Source organism: Azospirillum terrae (assembly GCF_053470425.1).
Genome location: NZ_JBPXMR010000002.1, coordinates 648,471 through 666,075, shown reverse-complemented (window position 1 = coordinate 666,075; position 17,605 = coordinate 648,471). Strand labels below are relative to the sequence as shown.

The window sequence follows — 17,605 nt, the reverse complement described above, 5'->3', positions numbered from 1 at the left end:
CGCAAATCCGACCTTCTCCTTATGCCGTTTGCGGGCATCTATGACGTTGCGCAGAAAAAAGGCGGACCCGCGAGGGCCCGCCCGAGTGACAACGCGGGGGACCGCGTCGAAGCCGTTCAAAAAGCCGCGTCGTCCAGCGCCATCAGCGGCGCCGCGCCGGCCATGATGGTTATGAACAGCGTGTTCACCTGCGGCAGCAGCTTGGCCATGTAGAAGCGCGCCGTCTTCAGCTTGGCCTCGAAGAAGGCCGCGTCGCCCTCCCCGGCCGCCAGCTTCGCCCTGGACGCCTTGGCCATCTTCAGCCACATCCAGCCCAAGGCCACCAACCCGAACAGGCGCAGATAGTCGGTCGCCGCGGCGGCGGCCTCCTCCGGGTCCTTCATGCCCTTCTGGGCGATGATGGCGGTGGCCTGCTGGAGCTTGGCGAAGGCTTTAGCGAGCGGGATGACGAACTCGGCCAGTTCCTCGGTCTCCATGTCCGCTTCGATGTCGGCGGCCACGGGGTGGAAGAAGCGGCGCAGCAGCCGGCCCATGTCCTGGCCCATCTTGCGGCCCACCAGATCCAGCGCCTGGATGCCGTTGGTGCCTTCGTAGATCTGCGTGATACGGGCGTCGCGCACGTACTGCTCGACGCCGGTCTCCCAGATGAAGCCGTGGCCGCCGTGCACCTGCACGGCGATGTTGGCTGCCTCCGAGCCGATGTCGGTGAACAGCGCCTTGACGATGGGGGTCATCAGCTGGACGAACTCGTCCGACTCCCGGCGCTGCCGCTCGTCCGGGTGCCGCTCGGCCACATCGAGGTGGAAGCCGACCAGCGCCCCCAGCGCCCGGCTGCCCTCGGTGTAGGCCCGCGCGGTCAGCAGGTTCTTGCGCACGTCCGGGTGGACGATGATCGGGTCGGCCGGCTGGTCCGGGAACTTCGCCCCCTTCACCGAACGCCCTTGCAATCGCTCCTTGGCGTAGGCGGCGGCGTTCTGGTAGCTGACCTCGGCCAAGCCCAGACCCTGGATGCCGACCGCCAGACGCGCCGCGTTCATCATGACGAACATGGCGCGCATACCCTTGTGCGGCTCGCCGACCAGCCAGCCGGTGGCGTCGTCGAAGTTCATCACGCAGGTCGACGACGCCTTGATGCCCATCTTGTGCTCGATGGAACCGCAGGCGACGCCGTTGCGCGCGCCCAGCGTGCCGTCCGTGTTGGACAGGAACTTCGGCACCAGGAACAGGCTGATGCCGCGCGTGCCCTTCGGCGCGTCGGGCAGGCGGGCCAGCACGAGGTGGACGATGTTCTCGGTCAGATCGTGCTCGCCGGCCGAGATGAAGATCTTGGTGCCGGTGATCTTGTAGCTATCGTCGTCCTGCGGCACCGCCCTGGTGCGGATGATGCCCAGGTCGGTGCCGCAGTGCGGCTCGGTCAGGCACATGGTGCCGGCCCAGGTGCCGTCCACCAGCTTCTGCAGGATGCGCGCCTTCAAATCGTCCGAGCCGTACAGCGACAGCGCGTTGTAGGCCCCCAGCGACAGCCCCGGATACATGCCGAAGCTGAGGTTGGCGGAGCAGATGAACTCCTCCAGCATGGTGTTGACCAGCTTGGGCAAGCCCTGGCCGCCGTACGTCGGGTCGCAGGACAACCCCTGCCAGCCGGCGGCGATGTACGTGTCGTACGCTTCCTTAAATCCCTGAGGCGTACGGACCACGCCGTTCTCGAACCGGCAACCCTCGGCGTCGCCGGACTGGTTCAGCGGGAACAGCACCTCCTCGCACAGCTTGGCGCCCTCTTCGAGCACCTGATGGATGAGGTCCGGCGTGGCATCCTCATAACCGGGCAGCGCGGAGAGCTGCCCGACGCCGACGATCTCGTCGAGGACGAAACGCACGTCCTCCAGCGGAGCCTTGTAGATCGGCATCTTCAGCCCTCCCCTTAATTCCGCAACGGTTTGCCGGTGGTCAGCATGTGCTCGATGCGATCCATGCTGGCCGGCGTGCGGATGAGCGCCATGAACGCCGTGCGTTCCAGCTCCAGGATGTGGTCCTCGCCCACCGGCTTGGTGGGATCGGCGTCGCCGCCGGTCAGCACCTCGGCCACGCGCCGGCAGACCACGAGGTCGTGCGGCGTGGCCTTGCCCTGCAAGGCGAAGCCCTCGACGAACAGTTCCAGCGCGGCACGGCCGCCGGGACCCGGCAGGATGTACGCCGGCTTTTCAGGCGGCGTGTAGTTCACCGCCAGCTCCAGTGTCTTCGCCTTGGCATCCGCCAGCAGACGGTCGCGGTTCATGGTGATGCCGTCGCTGGCGCGCAGGTACAGCAGCTCCTTGGCCTCGGCCGCCGACTTGGCGACCTTGGCGAGGCTGATGGTCTCGAACGCTTGGCCCACCGGCGGCATCGGCCCCTTGGGAACCTTGGGGTTGGCGGCGCAGCGGGCCAGCATCTCGGTGCAGCCGCCCCAGGCCGGCAGCAGGCCGACGCCGACCTCGACCAGCCCCGTGTACGTCTCGGCGTGCGCCTGTACGTGATCGGAATGCAGCAGGATCTCGCAGCCGCCGCCCAGCGCCATGCCCGTCGGCGCCGCCACCACCGGGAACGGTGCGTACTTCAATGCGCGGTAAGTCTGCTGGCCCAACTCGACCAGTTGCTCGATCTGCGGCCACAGGGCGATGTTCATGACGAACATGGCGAGGCCGAGGTTGGCGCCGACCGAGAAATTGTCCGCCTCGTTGTGGATGACCAGCGCCTTCCACACCCCCTTGCCGTCGCCGATCAGGGCCATCGCCTTGCCGTAGGCGGCCATGGTGCCGTCGTCGAGCGCGTTCATCTTCGAGGTGAACTCGAAGCACAGCACGCCGTCGCCGATGTCCCACAGCGCCGCCGAGCCGTTCTTCCACACCGGCTTGCCGCCGGCCGCGCGTTTCACGTCGGACAGCAGCAGGACGCCGTCCGGCCGCACCACGTCGTCGTAGATGCCGCCGGTGGTGAGGTATTGCAGCCGGCCACCCTCGACCCGGTAGAAGCTGCGGCCATCGGCCTGCGCCACCAAGGCCGGCACAGGGATGCCTTCCGACCGGCACAGCTCGGCAAACCACGCCGTGCCCAGCTTGTCGATCAGCTCGAACGGGCCGAATTTCCAGTTGTAGCCGAGGCGCATGGCCTCATCGACCGCGACGATGGAGTCGGCGATCTCCGGCACCAGACTGGCGGCGTAGGCCAGCATCTGCGCCAGCACCGTGCGGGCGTAGGCGCCCGTCTTGTCCGGGAACTCGGCCAGCGCGCGGAGATCCTTGCCGGCCGCCGCGACGCTCTCCAGCCGGGGCTTCTCGGACGGGCGGAACTGGCCGGACTGGAGGTCGATGGCCTCCTTGACCTTTCGGCCGCCCTCCTTGTTCAGGCGGTAGAAGCCGCCCTTGCCCTTGCGGCCGATGTAGCCCTCGGCGATCATCTGCTTGATGACGCCGTGCTCGCGGTAGACGCCGCGGTAGAAGTCGTTCGCCGGCAGGGTGGACAGCAGGCTCTTGGCGATGTGCGGCATCAGGTCGATGCCGACGAGGTCCATCAGGCCGAAAATGCCGGTCTTCGGGATGCCCATGGGGCGGCCGACGATGGCATCCGCCTCCTCGACCGTGATCCCCAACTCGACGGCGGCGTTGATCGCCGCTTGAATCCACAGGACGCCGATGCGGTTGGCGATGAAGCCCGGCGTGTCCTTGCAGCGCACCACGCCCTTGCCGAGCCGGCGGTCGCAGAACGCGGCGATGGCCGCGGCGGCGTCCGGGCGGGTCTGCTCGCTGGTAACCAGTTCCAAGAGGCGCATGTAGCGCGGCGGGTTGAAGAAGTGGGTGATCAGGAAGTCGCGCTTGAACGCATCCGACTGTCCCTCGGTCAGCATGTTCAGCGGGATCGTCGAGGTGTTCGACGACACCACCGAGCCGGGCTTCCGCACTGGGTCGATGCGCGCGTAGAGGTCGGCCTTGAGAGCGACGTCCTCGATGATCGCCTCAACGATCCAGTCGCAGTCGGCGAGCAGGTTGAGGTCGTCTTCCAGATTGCCCGGCGTCACCAGTCGGGCGTTCTTCGGATGCATGAAGGCGGCCGGGTCGGCCTTCTTCAGCTTCTCCAGAGCCCCTTTGGCGACGGCGGAGCGGTCTTCCGTCCCCTTCGGCACGATGTCCAGCAGGACGACGGGAATGCCGGCGTTGGCGATGTGGGCGGCGATGCCGCTGCCCATCACGCCCGCCCCGATCACGGCGGCGCGTTTGATGTCCATGGGTTCCACCTCCGCGCTCACACGGCCTCGAGGATCGTGGCGATGCCCTGGCCGCCGCCGATGCATTGGCTGGCCAGCGCGAACGGCTCGCCCTCGCGCTTCAGCAGCGACGCCGCCTTGCCGGTGATGCGCGCACCCGTGGCGCCGAGGGGATGGCCGAGCGCGATGGCGCCGCCATCGAGGTTCAGCGTCGATTCGTCCACGCCCAATTCACGCACGCAGGCCAGCGCTTGGGTGGCAAAGGCTTCGTTCAGCTCGACCACGCCGATATCCTTGATCGACAGGCCGGCGCGCTTCAGCGCCTTCTGCGAAGCGGGAATCGGCCCAAGGCCCATCAGTTCCGGCGCGCAGCCGGCCACGGCGATGGACTTGATGCGGGCGAGGATCGGCAGGCCGTTGGCGCGGGCATACTCCTCGGAGGCGACCAGCACGGCCGAAGCGCCATCGGTCAGCGGCGAGGAGGTGCCGGCGGTCACCGAGCCGTCGGCCAGAAAGGCGGGCTTCAGACCCGCCAACGTCTCCTGCGTGGTGCCGGCGCGGATGCAGCCGTCACGCTCGACCAGACCGCCGACGGTCTCGATGGCGACGATCTCGTTGCTCAGCTTGCCGGCGGCCTGCGCGGCGGCGGCCTTGACGTGCGAGGACACGGCCAGCGCCTGCTGCTGCTCGCGGGCGATCTCGTAGCGCTTGGCGACGTTCTCCGCCGTAACCCCCATGGAGCAGTAGGATTCCGGGTAGCTGGCCTTGAGCTCCGGGTTCGGCATCGGGTTGAAGCCCATCATCGGGATGCGGCTCATCGATTCGATGCCGCCGCAGACGAACACGTCGCCGGCGTTCATCTGGATGGCGCCCGCCGCCATGTGGATCGCCTGCATCGACGAGCCGCAGTAGCGGTTCACCGTCGTCGCCGCCGCGGTCAGCGGGATCTTCGCCAGGAAAGAGACGGTGCGGGCGACGTTCATGCCCTGCTCGCCCTCGGGGAAGGCGCAGCCGACGATCACGTCCTCGATGTCCTGCGGGTTGACCTGCGCGCGCTCGACCAGGGCGGCGACCACGCGGGCCAGCAGATCGTCCGGGCGCACCTTGGCAAGCTCACCCTTGTGGGCAAAAGCGAAGGGGGAACGGGCGTAGCCCGCAATGACGACGGATTTCATGGCTTTTTGGTCCTCCCGCACCTGACGTTGACGTAAACGTAAGGTTGGTGACCAGGCCTGTCAAGAGGCGTAACGGAGTACGCAGTTTAGGTTGAGGAAGGGACTATTTCCTTCGTGGGGTGCGACGCACGGGCGCTGTGACAGCTTGCCACGTTCAGTTTTGCCGCCGGGATGGCACTTTGGTCCTACCAATCACGCGGACGCCCATGCAGCGGCCACGGAACCTCCATCCAAACCGTTCCACAGGGCGGGTTAGAGACACCCTATGACGTCGCGCAGCATCGTTGCCCTGGGCTTATGGATTCTCCTCATGGTGCTGGTCGGCACCATGACGGTGGGAATCACCCTGGCGTTCTACGTGGCGGTCACCGCGTTTTTCGCGGTGCTCGTGGGCGTGCTCATGGTCGTCACCCGGCACCGGGGGGAAGACGGCGAGCATCGGGCGTAGAAAAAGCCCCTCTCCCACGGGGAAGAGGGGCTTCTTGCCTCAATCCTCCTGCCGCACGTACATCCGCGTGGCGGCGCTGCGGGCCAGGAGGTGGGGACGGTTCATGTCCTCCACCGAGGCGCCGGGGGCGAGGTACTCGCCCGGCGTGACCGCCCGCACCAGATAGACCAGCCGGAAGCCCGGCTTTTCCTTGGACAGATCCACCGCCGCCACGAAGCGGTCCTCGCGGTAGTCCACGTGGCGCGCCGGCGACAGTTCGCCCAGCCACGTCAGGTCGCCGAGTTGCGCGCTGTCGGCCAGCCGCACGTTCTCGATCTCCAGCCCGGCCGGCAGCGGGTCGACGACGAGCGCCTGATGCTCCAGCGGATCGGTCGATTCGCCCTCCAGGATCACCACCAGCACCTCGTTGTGCGGCACCGCGGCGGGGTCCACCGGGTGGCCCTCCATGTCGAAGACATGGCGGACGATCTTCAGCCCCTGCTCCTCGGCGGGCAGCGGTGCAGCGGGAACGCCGGCCACGGTCAGCGTCTGGCGCAAGGGTTCGGTGCCCACGTTCTTCACGGCGGGCGGAGCCGCCGGGTCGAGGCGCAGGGTCAACGGCTTGTTGCCCTCCACCGCCTGCTCGCCCACCGTCAACTTCATCGCCCCCGACCGCTCAGCCAGCGCGCGCGAAGCCAGCAGCAGCCACGCCTGTTCCTGCGCCGAGGGCACGGACAGCGTGGCGTAAGCCTTGCCGAGACGGTCGGCGGCGGCAGCGATGCGGTCGCGGTCGATGCCGGCCTCGGCCATCAGCGCCACCACGCCGGCCTGATCGCGCACCACCGAACCGTAGTCGCGCAAGGACGCCGGCACGACCCGCGCACCGCCCGACAGCTTGTCGAACGCTTCGGCCGCTCGCTTCGCGTCACCGAGATGGGCAAACGCCGCCGCCACTTGGGCGCGGGCGAAGTCGGTTTGCAGCTTGTCCCAGTACGTCTCCTGGAAATAGCGGACGGCAGTGGCGTCCACCGCCTTGCCGCGCGCCAGCACATAGTGCGCGTAGGCGCGGCCCGGCAGCTCGTCGATGTCGAACCACGTGTTGTCGATGAGCGCCCGCAGCCACTCCATGCCCTTCCTGTACGGCACTTCGGGCACGCGATAGCCGGCCGCTTTGGCGCGGCCCAGCACGTCCACCACGTAGGGCGTCAGCCATGGGTCGGCGTCGCCCTTCGGCGACCACAGGGCGAAGGCGCCGTCCGCACGCTGCATGGTCAGCAGCCGGTCGAGCGAGCGCTGCACCCTGGTCTTGACCCGTTCCTCGCTGGACAGGCCCAGCGAGACGGCCAGATCGCCAGTTGACAGCAGCGGCAGCACGCGGCTGGCCGACTGCTCGGCCGAGCCGTAGGGGTGGCGGTCGAGCGTGGCCAACAGCCCCGGCGCGTCGAAGTCCGGCAGCGTGCCGAGCGACAGCGCGGCGAACAGCGTTTCCGGCCGCAGCCCGGCGCCGAGGTCCGCCGGCACGGCGACCGCCTGCCCCGGCGCCAGAGTCGCCACCTGCTTGCGCACCGCCGGCATCGCCGCCGGCCGCACCATCATGTCCCAGGTGCGGGAGTACGCGTAGCCGTTCGGCCCGGTCACCGCCAGCGTCACCGAGCCCGGCCCGGTGGCGACGCCCGTGACGATGCGCCCGACGCTGGCGCGCTTGCCGCGCGCGAGGTTCGGCACCTTCACCGCGCCATCGGCCAGTTCGACCGCGCCCGAGGCGCTCAGCGCGATGTCGTATGCGCCCGCGGCGCCGTCGAGGTTGTCGAGCGTCACCACCACCTGCGCCTTGTCCCCCGGCGCCAGGAAGCGCGGCGAAGCCAAGTCGGCGACCACCTTGTCGCGCACCAGCATGCTGGTGTCGGAGTGGCCGAGCTTGCCGCCGCTCCACGCCACCGCCATCAGCCGCAGCCGGCCCTGGAAGTCCGGCAGATCCAGCGGCACCGACACCGTGCCGCCCTCGCCCACCGGCAGAATGCCGGAGAACAGCGAGACGACACGGGATGTGCGCTGCGGCAGCGCCATGACCTGACGCAGGCGGCGCGGCGCCGGACGCTCGGTGGCGCGTTCCGCCTCCGGACCGATCAGCCGGCCGTAGACGTCGCGCAACTCAACGCTCAAATGGCGCTTGCCCAGATAATAGTCGTTGGGGTCGGGCGCCCAGAAATCGGTCACCTGCAACACCGAATCGTCCACGGCGGCCAGCGTGACGAAGGCCGGCGCACCCGCCTCGGCGCCCTTCACCGTCACCGCGGCGGTGACGGTGCGGCGCGGCTCCGCCTCGGCGGGGGCAGCGACCTCGACGCCCAGCATGCGCGCGGCGGGGTCAACCGGCATCCAGGCCGAACCGATGGCGCGGCGCGGCGCGCCCTTCATCTGCGGGTCGGGCATGGCGAAGGCGGTCGCGACGACGTAAACGCCGCCGGTCCACGTTCCATCCACGGGGATTTGCAGGAAGGCGCCTTCCGGCCCGATCTCGCGGGTCAGCGCCTGATGCACCTTGCGATCGGCGACGGCGACCAGCACCTGGCTCTTGTACGGCGGCTTGACGTACACCCACGCGGTGTCGCCACCCTTGTAGCTGGGCAGCATGGCCGTGACCTCGACCTTGTCCGGCCGGTCGGCGGCGGTGGGGGTCATCCACCAGCCGGCGGCGAAGCGCACGCTGGTCGCCACGCCGGACGCGCGGTCCACCACCTCCAGCCGGTAGCGGCCGGCGCCCACCGGCTCCTCCACCGAGGCCGGCTTGGCGGCGGTCGCGGCCAGGGTGCCGCCGGTGACGCGCTTGTCCTTGACCTGGACCTTGTAGTCCCAGCGGCCGTTCGCCTCGTACCAGACGTACTCGTAATCCTCTTCGTACAGCTCGTAGCCGAGGTCGGCTTTGTCGATGGCCGTCCCGTCCGGGCCTACGGCGATCACGTCGAAGCCGGCGGTCGCCCCCTCCGGCACGCCGTCGCCCTCGAAGCGCGGCTTGATGCCGATGGCGAAGGGCTGGTGGCGCACGGGCAACACCAGCTCGCGGCTGACCGGACGGCCACCGATGTCGAAGATGCTGGCGCGCAGCACCGCCTCCAGCGGACGGGAGCTGTCGGGGTTGCGCTCCAGCTTCACCTCGGCCTCGGCCTTGCCGGAATCGTCGGTGGTGAAGCCCGGCAGGTCGGCGCGCACCGGCTGCACTTCCTGCTGCGCCAGACCGAAGCGGTAGCCGGCCTGTTCCGGGTAGGGGTTGCGGGCGGCGCGGAGCGTCAGTGACAGCTCGCCCGGCAGGTCGCCGGCCGGCGCGCCGAACAGGTAATGCGCGTCGATGGCGATCTTCGCCGTGTCGCCGGGGGCCAACCGCTTGACCGGGGTAATGACGCTGAACTCCAGGCGCGGCGGCACGAAGTCATCGACCAGCAGGTCGATGCGGCCGATCGCCGGACCGTCGGCCTCGGCGTGCGCGGTGACGCTCCAGGTGCCGGGGAAGGCGCTGGACGGTAGGTCGATGCGCGTGGCGTAGCCGCCGGCCCCGGAGTCGGTGAGCGTGCGGCGCTCCACCTCGAACCCGTCCGGGCGCAGCACCTTGACGATCAGCGGCTTGCCCGCCACCGCGTTGACGTCGCCGTCGCGCAGCAGCACGCCGAGGTTCACCGCCTCGCCGGGCCGGTAGATGCCGCGCTCGGCGTAGAGGAAGGCGTCCAGCGGGCCGGGCGCCGGGCGGCCGCCGGGCACGCGGTCGGACACGTCGAAGCTGGGCACCGCCAAGTCGAGGAAGCCGAAATCGGCGCCACGCTCGGCGAACAGCGCTTGTGGCACCTCGTTGCCGGCGCGGTTCAGGGCCGCGGCGTCGAAGCGCGCGATGCCGTCCGCGCCGGTGCTGATCTTGCCCAGCTCGGCGTTGTTGCGGGCGAGCAGGCGCAGCTCCACCCCGCCGACCGGCTCGGCCTTCGACAGGCTGCGGGCGAAGACCAGCAGGCCATCCTCGCCGAGGATGGTGTTGAGGCCGAGGTCGGAGATGACGAACCATTGCGTCGCCTTCGCCGACCAGTCGTCGCGCGCACCATCGGCGCCGGCCACGGCCACGTAGACGCCGGGCTCCAGCTTACCGAGCACCGCGTCGATGGGGAAGGCGGTGACGACCGGCGCGTTGCGGACCGACTGGACCGCCATTTCGCCCTTCCACACCTCCTGAGCCGCCTTGTCCAGCATGACGCCCACGTCGTAGTCGGTGAGCTGCTGGTTGATGCGGCCGAAGTAGAACTGCTCGACCACCGAGCGGTCGGTGAGGCGCAGCACCTGAAGGCGCGCACGCTCGACGTTGATGGTGCGCAGCGGCAGCCCTTCCGGCCCGACCCGCGGCAGGATGTAGCCGGCGCCGCGGAAGGCGAGGCTCGGCTTGCGATTCGGCACCTCGACCAGGCGCTGCTCGGTGTTGGCCAGCACGCTCTCGCCGGCGGACGGCAGGCCGGCGCGCAGAGTCACGTCGTACATCTGGCCGTGCTGGAGCCCCTCGACGCACAGCGTCTTGTCGCGCGGCACCACGTTGCCCTCGACGCGCGGCTGCACCTCGACGAAGGCGCGGTAGTCGACGGCGCGCGACTTCTCCAGCGGTTCGGTGAAGGTGAAGCAGGCCTGCGGCGTGTCGCGCTCGGCCAGCACCTCGGTGCTGCTCACCGCGAAGCCGACCGGGGCCGGCGCCTCGACAGGAGGCACTTGCGGGGGCGCGGTCTCGGCGGCGAATGCTGGCACGGACGAGGCGACGAGAACGGCGAAGACACGCGCCAAGGCACGCTGCATGACCGGGACGGGCTCCCAACCCCTGTGGATTTCGGCACTCAGGGCCGAACGTGACGATGGACACGCGCAAGAGCGGGCTCCCCCGCGCGGTCCGGCGGCGGAGTATGCCCAACTGCCGAGGCTTTCGCCACGGGTTTACCGCACCGGCAAGGCGCCTATGCGAAGAGCTTCTTCAACCGCTCCGCCGCCGCGTCCAGCACCTCGTCCTTCTTGGAGAAGCAGAAGCGGATGACGGTGGCAGGCGCGTTCTCGACGTAGAAGGCGCTGACGGGGATCGCCGTCACCCCGCCTTCCACCGTCAGCCAGCGGCAGAACGCCTGATCGTCGCCTTCGAAGCCGGTCGACGCGATGTCCACCGTGAGGAAGTAGGTGCCGGCGCTGGGCATCACCGTCAGCCCGGCGGCGCTCAGGCCTGCGGCCAGCCGGTCGCGCTTGGCCTGCATGGCCGTGGCGAGGCCGGTGAAGTAGCCGTCCTCCTTGCCTAGCCCGTACGCCACCGCCGTTTGCAGGTTGGGCGCCGTGGTGAAGGTGATGTACTGGTGCGCCTTGGCGACCGGCTGGAGCAGGTGCGGGGCGCCGGTGACGTAGCCCACCTTCCAGCCCGTCAGCGAGAAGGTCTTGCCGGCCGAGCCGATCTTCAGGCAGCGCTCGCGCATGCCCGGCAGCGTCATCAGCGGGATGTGCGGCCGGCCGTCGAAGACCAGATGCTCGTACACTTCGTCGCACACGGCAAACGCGTCGAAGCGCCGCACGAACTCCGCCAGCAGATCCAACTCGGCGCGGGTGTAGACCTTGGCCGCCGGGTTCAGCGGGTCGTTGATGAGGACGAGCTTGGTCTTGTCCGAGAACACCGCCTCCAGATCGGCGCGGGTGAAGCTCCAGTCGGGCGCCTTGAGGTTCACGAAGCGCGGAATCCCGCCGGCCAGCCGGACGATGGGCAGGTAGCTGTCATACATGGGCTGGAACAGCACCACCTCGTCGCCGGGGTTGATAAGGCCCAGCAGACAGGCGGTCAGCGCCTCGGTGGCGCCGGAGGTCACCATCGTCTCCGTCCGCCAGTCCACGTCCAGGCCGTAGAAGCGCTTGGCGTGGGAGGCAAGCGCCTGGCGCAGCTCCGGCGTGCCCATCATGGACGGGTACTGGTTCCAGCCCTCCAGCAGCGCCTTTGACGCCGCCTCCAGCACGTCGGCCGGGCCGCGCTCGTCGGGGAAGCCCTGGCCCAGGTTGATAGCGCCATGCTCCTCCGCGAGGCGCGACATCACCTCGAAGATGGTGGTCCCGTAGCTCGACAGGATCGCGTTGCCAGACTTCACCGTTCGCCTCCGCTCAACCAAGCGGAAAGGATTGCAGCGCGGCGCGGCGTCTGTCCAGCCGTTCAGCGCCGGCGCAGACGCTGGCGCAGCTTTTCGATGGGGGAGAACAGGCGCGGCCAGCGGCGCTTGGCGCGCACGAACATCCGCCGGGCATCGGCGGAGTTGCGCAGCAGCAGTGCCCCTCCCAGCAGGATCACCGGGATGCCGCCCGGCCCCGGCAGCGGGGCGATGAGGATGCCCAGCGCGATGATCGTCCAGCCCATGCCGATCAGCGCAAGCTGACGGACGCGGTCGTACGACAGGGCGGTGGTCTTGCCGGTGGGGCGACGGTGCATGACGGTCTCGCTGGCTCCTGACGGGAAGGCGGGGCGCGCACAAGACACCGCATATGGGAGGGCGGCACAGCGGCGACCAGGGGGCGGCCTTCCCCCTACCCGTCAGTGCAAGGTCGGCGAGGCCGGCATCCAGCGCACGCCGTCCAGGCGGTGCAGCACCTCGTTCACGTCGGCGGGCGCCGGTTCCCAGCCGAACTCGCGCGCCAGTTCGTGCCGCGCGGCATCGGCCCGCATCGCGGCATCCAGACAGCCGGGCTGGCTCGGCGAGACGCAACGGCGGTCGGCGCAGCTCTCCAGCATCAGGCGGATCATGCGGTCGCGCTTGGACCCGTCGATGAAGCCCAGGGCGTCGAAGTACAACTTGGTGAACTCGACCTCCGCGAGGCGCGGTTCCCCGCCCTCTTCCGAAACCAGCACGGCGGCGACGAGGTCGATGCACCGCCCGGCGAAGTCCGGGATCGGCGCCACGCCGTCGTCGGCGCGGTCGAACGCGCGGCTCGGCAGCTCGACGATCCGCCCGGACGTCTCGCGTACGAGGTAACGGCGCAACACCGGCATCACCCGCCTCCCGATTGGTTTTCCCAACCCGAGAAAAGCGTACATCAATCAAAGCTGGCAGGAAACAGGCAGAAGGTCCCGGTGGAAACCGGCGGCCCAACATAAGGTGAGGGCTTGATGGAAGCGGCGGCGGGCACTAGACTATGGTCATGACCATGGTCACATAGAGGTGCGTCATGCCGCGCATGATGAAGGCATCGGAGTTCAAGGCGAAATGCCTGCACCTGATGGATGAGGTCGCCGAGAATGGAGAAAGCATCGTCATCACGAAAAACGGCAAACCTGTTGCCGAGCTGGTGCCCGCCAAGAAGAGGCCGGAAAGCCTGTTCGGCTTCATGAAAGGCCAAATCCAGATCATCGGCGACATTATGGAGCCGATCGATGTCGAGTGGGATGCAATGAAATAATGCGCTTCCTGCTCGACACTCACGTCCTTATCTGGCTCGCGCAAGGCGATGCGCGGCTCGGGCCTTTGGCGCGTCGAACCATCGATGACGCCAGAAGCAGAGACCAACTGTACGTCTCAGCCGTGACGTTTTGGGAAACGGCCATGCTCCATTCGCGGAGCAGAATCATTCTGCCGCAGGCACCGGATCGGTGGCGACATTCGGTTCTGACGACAGGAATCGAAGAGTTTCCGCTTGATGGAGTGGCTGCGGTCGGCTCCGTTGAGATCGCAGGCTTCCATGCCGATCCTGCCGATCGGTTCCTCGTTGCGACCGCGCTGACGCGTGACGCAACGCTGCTGACCGCCGATGAAAAAATTCTTGCTTGGTCCGGTCCGCTGATCCGCCAGGATGCCCGATTGTAGGGGCTCGAACGAAAACCGCGCCCACCTGTGGCCCGGCTCACATCCGGCCCGGCCGGTCGCGGATAGTCTCCTGTCATCGACAACACGCCGGACGCATCGAGCGCCGGCCCCCTTGACAGGAGACCGACCCATGATCCGCACCTCGCTGCTCGCCGGCTTTGCCTCGCTCGCTCTGTTCGCCGCCCCCGCCATGGCGCAGAACGTGTCCAACATCTCCAACACCGCCGCGGGCATCGGCAACACCGCCGTGCAGGGCGTCACCACCTTCCAGCGCGGCGGCGGCGGCCCGAACGTCGCCAACGTGTCGAACATGGCCGCGGGCATCGGCAACTTCGCCGGCCAGAACGCCTTCGTCGGCCAGCGCTCGGGCGGGCTGTTCTCCGGCGGTTCGACCGCGACGGTCGGCAACACGGCGGCCGGCATCGGCAACACCGCGGTGCAGGGAGCGACCGTTCTCCAGCGCTCCGGCGGCCTGTTCGGCCCGGCGAATGCCGCCAACGTGCAGAACCTCGCCGCCGGCATCGGCAACTTCGCCGGTCAGGGCGCGCTGGTCCGCCAGCGCTGACACCCGCCCCACACCACGCCGCCGGCCGGAAGCTTCCCGCTTCCGGCCGGTTTCGCGTTGGCTACTCGGCGGCCAGCGCCGGTTCGGTGGACGGCGTCCAGCGCAGCACCGGCTTGCGGGCCGCCGCGGTCTCGTCGAGGCGGCGGCGCGGGGTGAGCCGCGGCGCTCCCTGGAAATAGGCCACGTCGCCCTCCTTGGCGCGCACCGCCAGGGACTTCAGCGCCAGGATGAACTGGTCGAGGTCGGCCTTGGACTCCGTTTCGGTCGGCTCGATCAGCAAGGCACCGTGGACGACCAGCGGGAAGTACATGGTCATCGGGTGGAAGCCCTCGTCGATCAGCGCCTTGGCGAGGTCGAGCGTGGTCACCCCGGTGCCCTTCAGGAAGCGGTCGTCGAACAGGCACTCGTGCATGCACGGCCCCTCGAACGACGGCGTCATGGTGTCCTGGAGGCGCGCCATCACGTAGTTCGCGTTCAGCACCGCGTCGCCCGACGCCTGCCACAGCCCGTCCGCGCCATGGCTGAGCATGTAGGCCAGCGCCCGCACGAACATGCCCATCTGGCCGTGGAAGGCCTTCATGCGGCCGAACTCGGTGCCCTGCCCGCTTCCCTCCACCAGACGGAAGCCGTTGGCGTCGTGCAGCACGTAGGGCACCGGCACGAAGGGCGCCAGCGCCGCCGAGAACACCACCGGCCCCGCCCCTGGCCCGCCGCCGCCGTGCGGCGTGGAGAACGTCTTGTGCAGGTTGATGTGCATGGCGTCGATGCCCAAATCGGCGGGCTTCACCCGGCCGACGATGGCGTTGAAGTTGGCGCCGTCACAGTAGAAATAGCCGCCCGCGCCGTGGATGGCGTCGGCGATGGCACGAATGTCGCGCTCGAATAGGCCGCAGGTGTTGGGGTTGGTCAGCATGATGCCGGCCACATCAGGCCCCAGCTTGGCGGTCATCGCCTGGAGATCGACGCGCCCGTCCGGCCCCGCCGGGATCGGGTCCACCGAGAAGCCCAGCGCCGCCGCGGTCGCCGGGTTGGTGCCGTGCGCGCTCTCCGGCACCAGGACGCGGGTGCGGCTGGACTCGCCACGATGCTCCAGCGCCGCACGGATCGCCATCATGCCGGCCATCTCGCCATGCGCGCCGGCCGCCGGGGCCAGCGTCACCGCCGGCATGCCGGTCAGCGTCTTCAGCCAGTGCGCCAGCACGTCCATCAGTTCCAGCGCGCCCTGCACCGTGCTCTCCGGCTGGAGCGGGTGCACGTCGGCGAAGCCCGGCAGCCGCGCCATCTTCTCGTTGAGGCGCGGGTTGTGCTTCATCGTGCAGGAACCGAGCGGGTACAGCCCGGTGTCGATGGAATAGTTCTTCTGCGACAGCCGCGTGTAGTGGCGCACAACCTGCGGCTCGGACAGGCCGGGCAGACCGACGCGGGTGCGCGGCTTGACGGTGCCCAGGCGCATCTGCGTGGCGGGCATCGGCGGCAGATCGACGCCGCAACGGCCGGGGCTGTCCTGCTCGAAGATCAGCGCTTCCTCGATCTGAAGGCCACGGTTGCCGGTGACGGTCTCCGGGATGGCGCTGTCGGCGCCGGCAGGGGTGGACGGGCGTCCCTGGGAATTCATCGTCATCACAAAACCTCGGCCAGCGCCTTGGCGAGCGCGTCCATGTCGGAATCGGTGGTGGTCTCGGTGGCGGCGAGAATCAGGTGATCCTTCAGCTCGCCCGCGAACAGCCGCGAGGCCGGGACACCGGCGAGGATGCGGCGCTTGGCCAGCTCCTCCACCACCTCGGCGGCGTCGCGCGGCAGGGTCACCGTGAATTCGTTGAAGAACGCCTCGGTGACGATCTCCACGCCCTTCACGCCGGACAGCCGGTCGGCGAGCTGCACCGCCTTCATATGATTGATGCGGGCGAGCCGCGTGAAGCCCTCCTCGCCCAGCAGGCTGAGGTGGATGGAGAAGCCCAGCGCGCACAGGCCGGCGTTGGTGCAGATATTCGACGTGGCCTTCTCGCGGCGGATGTGCTGCTCGCGGGTCGACAGCGTCAGCACGAAGCCGCGCCGCCCGTCGGCATCCACCGTCTGGCCGCACAGGCGGCCGGGCATCTGCCGAACGTACTTTTCCTTCACCGCGAACAGGCCGACATACGGCCCACCGAAGTTCAGCGCGTTGCCCAGCGACTGTCCCTCGGCGGCGACGATGTCGGCGCCCATCTCGCCCGGCGGGGTCAGCAGACCGAGCGACACCGCCTCCGTCACCACGACGATCAGCAGCGCGCCCTTGGCCTGGCACTGCTGGGCGAGGGACGTGTAGTCGCGCACGTGGCCGAAGACATCCGGGTTCTGCACGACGACGCACGCGGTGTCGGCGTCCACCAGCGCCACCAGATCTTCACCGCCCCTGGGAGACGCCGGCATGGCGACCGCCTGGAAGCCGATGAAGTGGGCGTCGGTGGTGGTGACGTCGCGGTAGTGCGGGTGCAGGCCGCCGGACAGGATCGCCTTCTTCCGACGGGTCAGGCGGTTCGCCATCATCACGGCTTCGGCGCACGCCGTGGCGCCGTCGTACATGGAGGCGTTCGCCACGTCCATGCCGGTCAGCAGCGCCACCTGGCTCTGGAACTCGAACAGGACCTGGAGCGTGCCCTGGCTGATTTCCGGCTGGTACGGCGTGTAGGCGGTGAGGAACTCGCCGCGCTGGACCATATAGTCCACCGTGGCCGGCACGTGGTGCTTATAAGCACCGCAGCCGACGAAGCTCGGCACGCTGCCGACCGCGATGTTCTTCGCCGCCATAGCGGAGAGCTGGCGTTCGACCTCCAGTTCGCCCGCGACGTTGGGCAGCCCCTCGACGGGGCCGGAGCGGCGCGCCGCCGCGGGCACGTCGCGGAACAGCTCGTCCACCGACGACGCGCCGATGGATGCCAGCATGGCGTGCCGGTCGGCCTCGGTGAGGGGCAGGTAACGCATCAGTGCAGACCCTCCACGAAGGCCTTGTAGGCGGCCTCGTCCATCAGGGCGTCCAGTTCGCCGGGGTTGGACAGGCGCAGCTTGAAGAACCAGCCGTCGCCCTCGGCGCCGGTGTTGACCTTGGCGGGCTCGCTCTCCAGGTCGGGATTCACCTCGGTAACGGTGCCGGACACCGGGGAGAACACTTCGCTGGCGGCCTTGACGGACTCGACGACGGCGGCTTCCTTGCCCTGCGCGACGGTTCGGCCGACCTCGGGCAACTCGACGAACACCACGTCGCCGAGCTGGCTCTGCGCGTAGTCGGAAATCCCCACTGTGGCGACGTCACCCTCGACGCGAATCCACTCGTGGTCCTTGGTGTACTTGACGGTCATGGGTGCCCCCTGTTGTTTATGGGTCGGGCCG

Annotated in this window: 14 protein-coding genes; 4 read left to right on the top strand and 10 right to left on the bottom strand. The window is 68.8% G+C overall.

Going from position 1 to position 17,605, the window contains the following annotated elements:
* Positions 1 to 116 precede the first annotated feature (116 nt).
* The 3 genes from ACSVDD_RS09680 to ACSVDD_RS09670 are packed head-to-tail and all read right to left on the bottom strand — an operon-like array spanning position 117 to position 5,412.
* Positions 117 to 1,907: an acyl-CoA dehydrogenase C-terminal domain-containing protein gene (locus tag ACSVDD_RS09680; protein ID WP_448189121.1), complete on the bottom strand. Its 1,791-nt coding sequence runs from the start codon at positions 1,905 to 1,907 to the stop codon at positions 117 to 119.
* A gap of 14 nt (positions 1,908 to 1,921) precedes the next feature.
* Positions 1,922 to 4,258 (bottom strand): 3-hydroxyacyl-CoA dehydrogenase/enoyl-CoA hydratase family protein, encoded by a 2,337-nt coding sequence (locus ACSVDD_RS09675; RefSeq protein ID WP_448189120.1) that lies wholly within the window; start codon positions 4,256 to 4,258, stop codon positions 1,922 to 1,924.
* A 17-nt stretch (positions 4,259 to 4,275) separates the two neighbouring features.
* On the bottom strand, positions 4,276 to 5,412 hold the full coding sequence (locus ACSVDD_RS09670) for a thiolase family protein (RefSeq protein WP_448189119.1): 1,137 nt from the start codon (positions 5,410 to 5,412) through the stop codon (positions 4,276 to 4,278).
* A gap of 265 nt (positions 5,413 to 5,677) precedes the next feature.
* Here ACSVDD_RS09670 and ACSVDD_RS09665 point away from each other — a divergent pair, with 265 nt between their 5' ends.
* Positions 5,678 to 5,860 (top strand): hypothetical protein, encoded by a 183-nt coding sequence (locus ACSVDD_RS09665; protein WP_448189118.1) that lies wholly within the window; start codon positions 5,678 to 5,680, stop codon positions 5,858 to 5,860.
* A 39-nt stretch (positions 5,861 to 5,899) separates the two neighbouring features.
* Here the strand turns inward: ACSVDD_RS09665 and ACSVDD_RS09660 are convergent, their stop codons facing one another.
* The 4 genes from ACSVDD_RS09660 to ACSVDD_RS09645 form a co-directional block, all read right to left on the bottom strand.
* Complete coding sequence (locus ACSVDD_RS09660) at positions 5,900 to 10,657, bottom strand: alpha-2-macroglobulin family protein (protein ID WP_448189117.1); 4,758 nt, start codon at positions 10,655 to 10,657, stop codon at positions 5,900 to 5,902.
* 155 nt (positions 10,658 to 10,812) lie between these two features.
* Positions 10,813 to 11,970, bottom strand: coding sequence for an aminotransferase (locus tag ACSVDD_RS09655; protein WP_448189116.1), 1,158 nt, complete (start codon positions 11,968 to 11,970; stop codon positions 10,813 to 10,815).
* Between the two features lie 62 nt (positions 11,971 to 12,032).
* A complete protein-coding gene (locus ACSVDD_RS09650) occupies positions 12,033 to 12,305 on the bottom strand; it encodes a PGPGW domain-containing protein (RefSeq protein ID WP_448189115.1) in 273 nt (90 codons plus the stop codon).
* A 102-nt stretch (positions 12,306 to 12,407) separates the two neighbouring features.
* The gene (locus tag ACSVDD_RS09645) at positions 12,408 to 12,863 is read right to left on the bottom strand and encodes a hypothetical protein (protein ID WP_448189114.1); all 456 of its coding nucleotides are present in this window, start codon (positions 12,861 to 12,863) and stop codon (positions 12,408 to 12,410) included.
* 176 nt (positions 12,864 to 13,039) lie between these two features.
* Here ACSVDD_RS09645 and ACSVDD_RS09640 point away from each other — a divergent pair, with 176 nt between their 5' ends.
* The 3 genes from ACSVDD_RS09640 (at position 13,040) to ACSVDD_RS09630 (ending at position 14,239) form a co-directional block, all read left to right on the top strand.
* The gene (locus tag ACSVDD_RS09640) at positions 13,040 to 13,270 is read left to right on the top strand and encodes a type II toxin-antitoxin system Phd/YefM family antitoxin (protein ID WP_448189113.1); all 231 of its coding nucleotides are present in this window, start codon (positions 13,040 to 13,042) and stop codon (positions 13,268 to 13,270) included.
* On the top strand, positions 13,270 to 13,674 hold the full coding sequence (locus ACSVDD_RS09635; protein WP_448189112.1) for a type II toxin-antitoxin system VapC family toxin: 405 nt from the start codon (positions 13,270 to 13,272) through the stop codon (positions 13,672 to 13,674). The genes ACSVDD_RS09640 and ACSVDD_RS09635 overlap by 1 nt, the downstream gene beginning before the upstream one ends.
* 130 nt (positions 13,675 to 13,804) lie before the next feature.
* Positions 13,805 to 14,239, top strand: a complete 435-nt coding sequence (locus ACSVDD_RS09630) for a hypothetical protein (RefSeq protein ID WP_448189111.1) — start codon at positions 13,805 to 13,807, stop codon at positions 14,237 to 14,239.
* Between the two features lie 61 nt (positions 14,240 to 14,300).
* On the opposite strand, the gene gcvPB is transcribed toward ACSVDD_RS09630, so the two are convergent.
* From gcvPB to gcvH, 3 genes are read right to left on the bottom strand one after another with little or no spacing between them, the layout of a single operon-like run.
* Entirely contained in the window at positions 14,301 to 15,860 is a 1,560-nt protein-coding gene (gene gcvPB / locus ACSVDD_RS09625; protein ID WP_448189110.1) for an aminomethyl-transferring glycine dehydrogenase subunit GcvPB, read from the bottom strand.
* A complete protein-coding gene (gcvPA, locus tag ACSVDD_RS09620) occupies positions 15,860 to 17,200 on the bottom strand; it encodes an aminomethyl-transferring glycine dehydrogenase subunit GcvPA (RefSeq protein WP_448189109.1) in 1,341 nt (446 codons plus the stop codon). Before gcvPA ends, gcvPB begins: the two co-directional genes overlap by 1 nt.
* Positions 17,200 to 17,574: a glycine cleavage system protein GcvH gene (gcvH, locus tag ACSVDD_RS09615; RefSeq protein WP_448189108.1), complete on the bottom strand. Its 375-nt coding sequence runs from the start codon at positions 17,572 to 17,574 to the stop codon at positions 17,200 to 17,202. Before gcvH ends, gcvPA begins: the two co-directional genes overlap by 1 nt.
* Positions 17,575 to 17,605 lie beyond the last annotated feature (31 nt).

What these genes read in the sequence shown, in the direction of transcription:
- ACSVDD_RS09680 (WP_448189121.1), bottom strand. Translation starts at nt 1,907, where the DNA reads ATGCCGATCTACAAGGCTCCGCTGGAGGACGTGCGTTTCGTCCTCGAC.
- gcvH (WP_448189108.1), bottom strand. Translation starts at nt 17,574, where the DNA reads ATGACCGTCAAGTACACCAAGGACCACGAGTGGATTCGCGTCGAGGGT.
- gcvPB (WP_448189110.1), bottom strand. Translation starts at nt 15,860, where the DNA reads ATGACGATGAATTCCCAGGGACGCCCGTCCACCCCTGCCGGCGCCGAC.
- ACSVDD_RS09635 (WP_448189112.1), top strand. Translation starts at nt 13,270, where the DNA reads ATGCGCTTCCTGCTCGACACTCACGTCCTTATCTGGCTCGCGCAAGGC.
- gcvPA (WP_448189109.1), bottom strand. Translation starts at nt 17,200, where the DNA reads ATGCGTTACCTGCCCCTCACCGAGGCCGACCGGCACGCCATGCTGGCA.
- ACSVDD_RS09645 (WP_448189114.1), bottom strand. Translation starts at nt 12,863, where the DNA reads ATGCCGGTGTTGCGCCGTTACCTCGTACGCGAGACGTCCGGGCGGATC.
- ACSVDD_RS09675 (WP_448189120.1), bottom strand. Translation starts at nt 4,258, where the DNA reads ATGGACATCAAACGCGCCGCCGTGATCGGGGCGGGCGTGATGGGCAGC.
- ACSVDD_RS09665 (WP_448189118.1), top strand. Translation starts at nt 5,678, where the DNA reads ATGACGTCGCGCAGCATCGTTGCCCTGGGCTTATGGATTCTCCTCATG.
- ACSVDD_RS09640 (WP_448189113.1), top strand. Translation starts at nt 13,040, where the DNA reads ATGCCGCGCATGATGAAGGCATCGGAGTTCAAGGCGAAATGCCTGCAC.
- ACSVDD_RS09650 (WP_448189115.1), bottom strand. Translation starts at nt 12,305, where the DNA reads ATGCACCGTCGCCCCACCGGCAAGACCACCGCCCTGTCGTACGACCGC.
- ACSVDD_RS09670 (WP_448189119.1), bottom strand. Translation starts at nt 5,412, where the DNA reads ATGAAATCCGTCGTCATTGCGGGCTACGCCCGTTCCCCCTTCGCTTTT.
- ACSVDD_RS09630 (WP_448189111.1), top strand. Translation starts at nt 13,805, where the DNA reads ATGATCCGCACCTCGCTGCTCGCCGGCTTTGCCTCGCTCGCTCTGTTC.
- ACSVDD_RS09660 (WP_448189117.1), bottom strand. Translation starts at nt 10,657, where the DNA reads ATGCAGCGTGCCTTGGCGCGTGTCTTCGCCGTTCTCGTCGCCTCGTCC.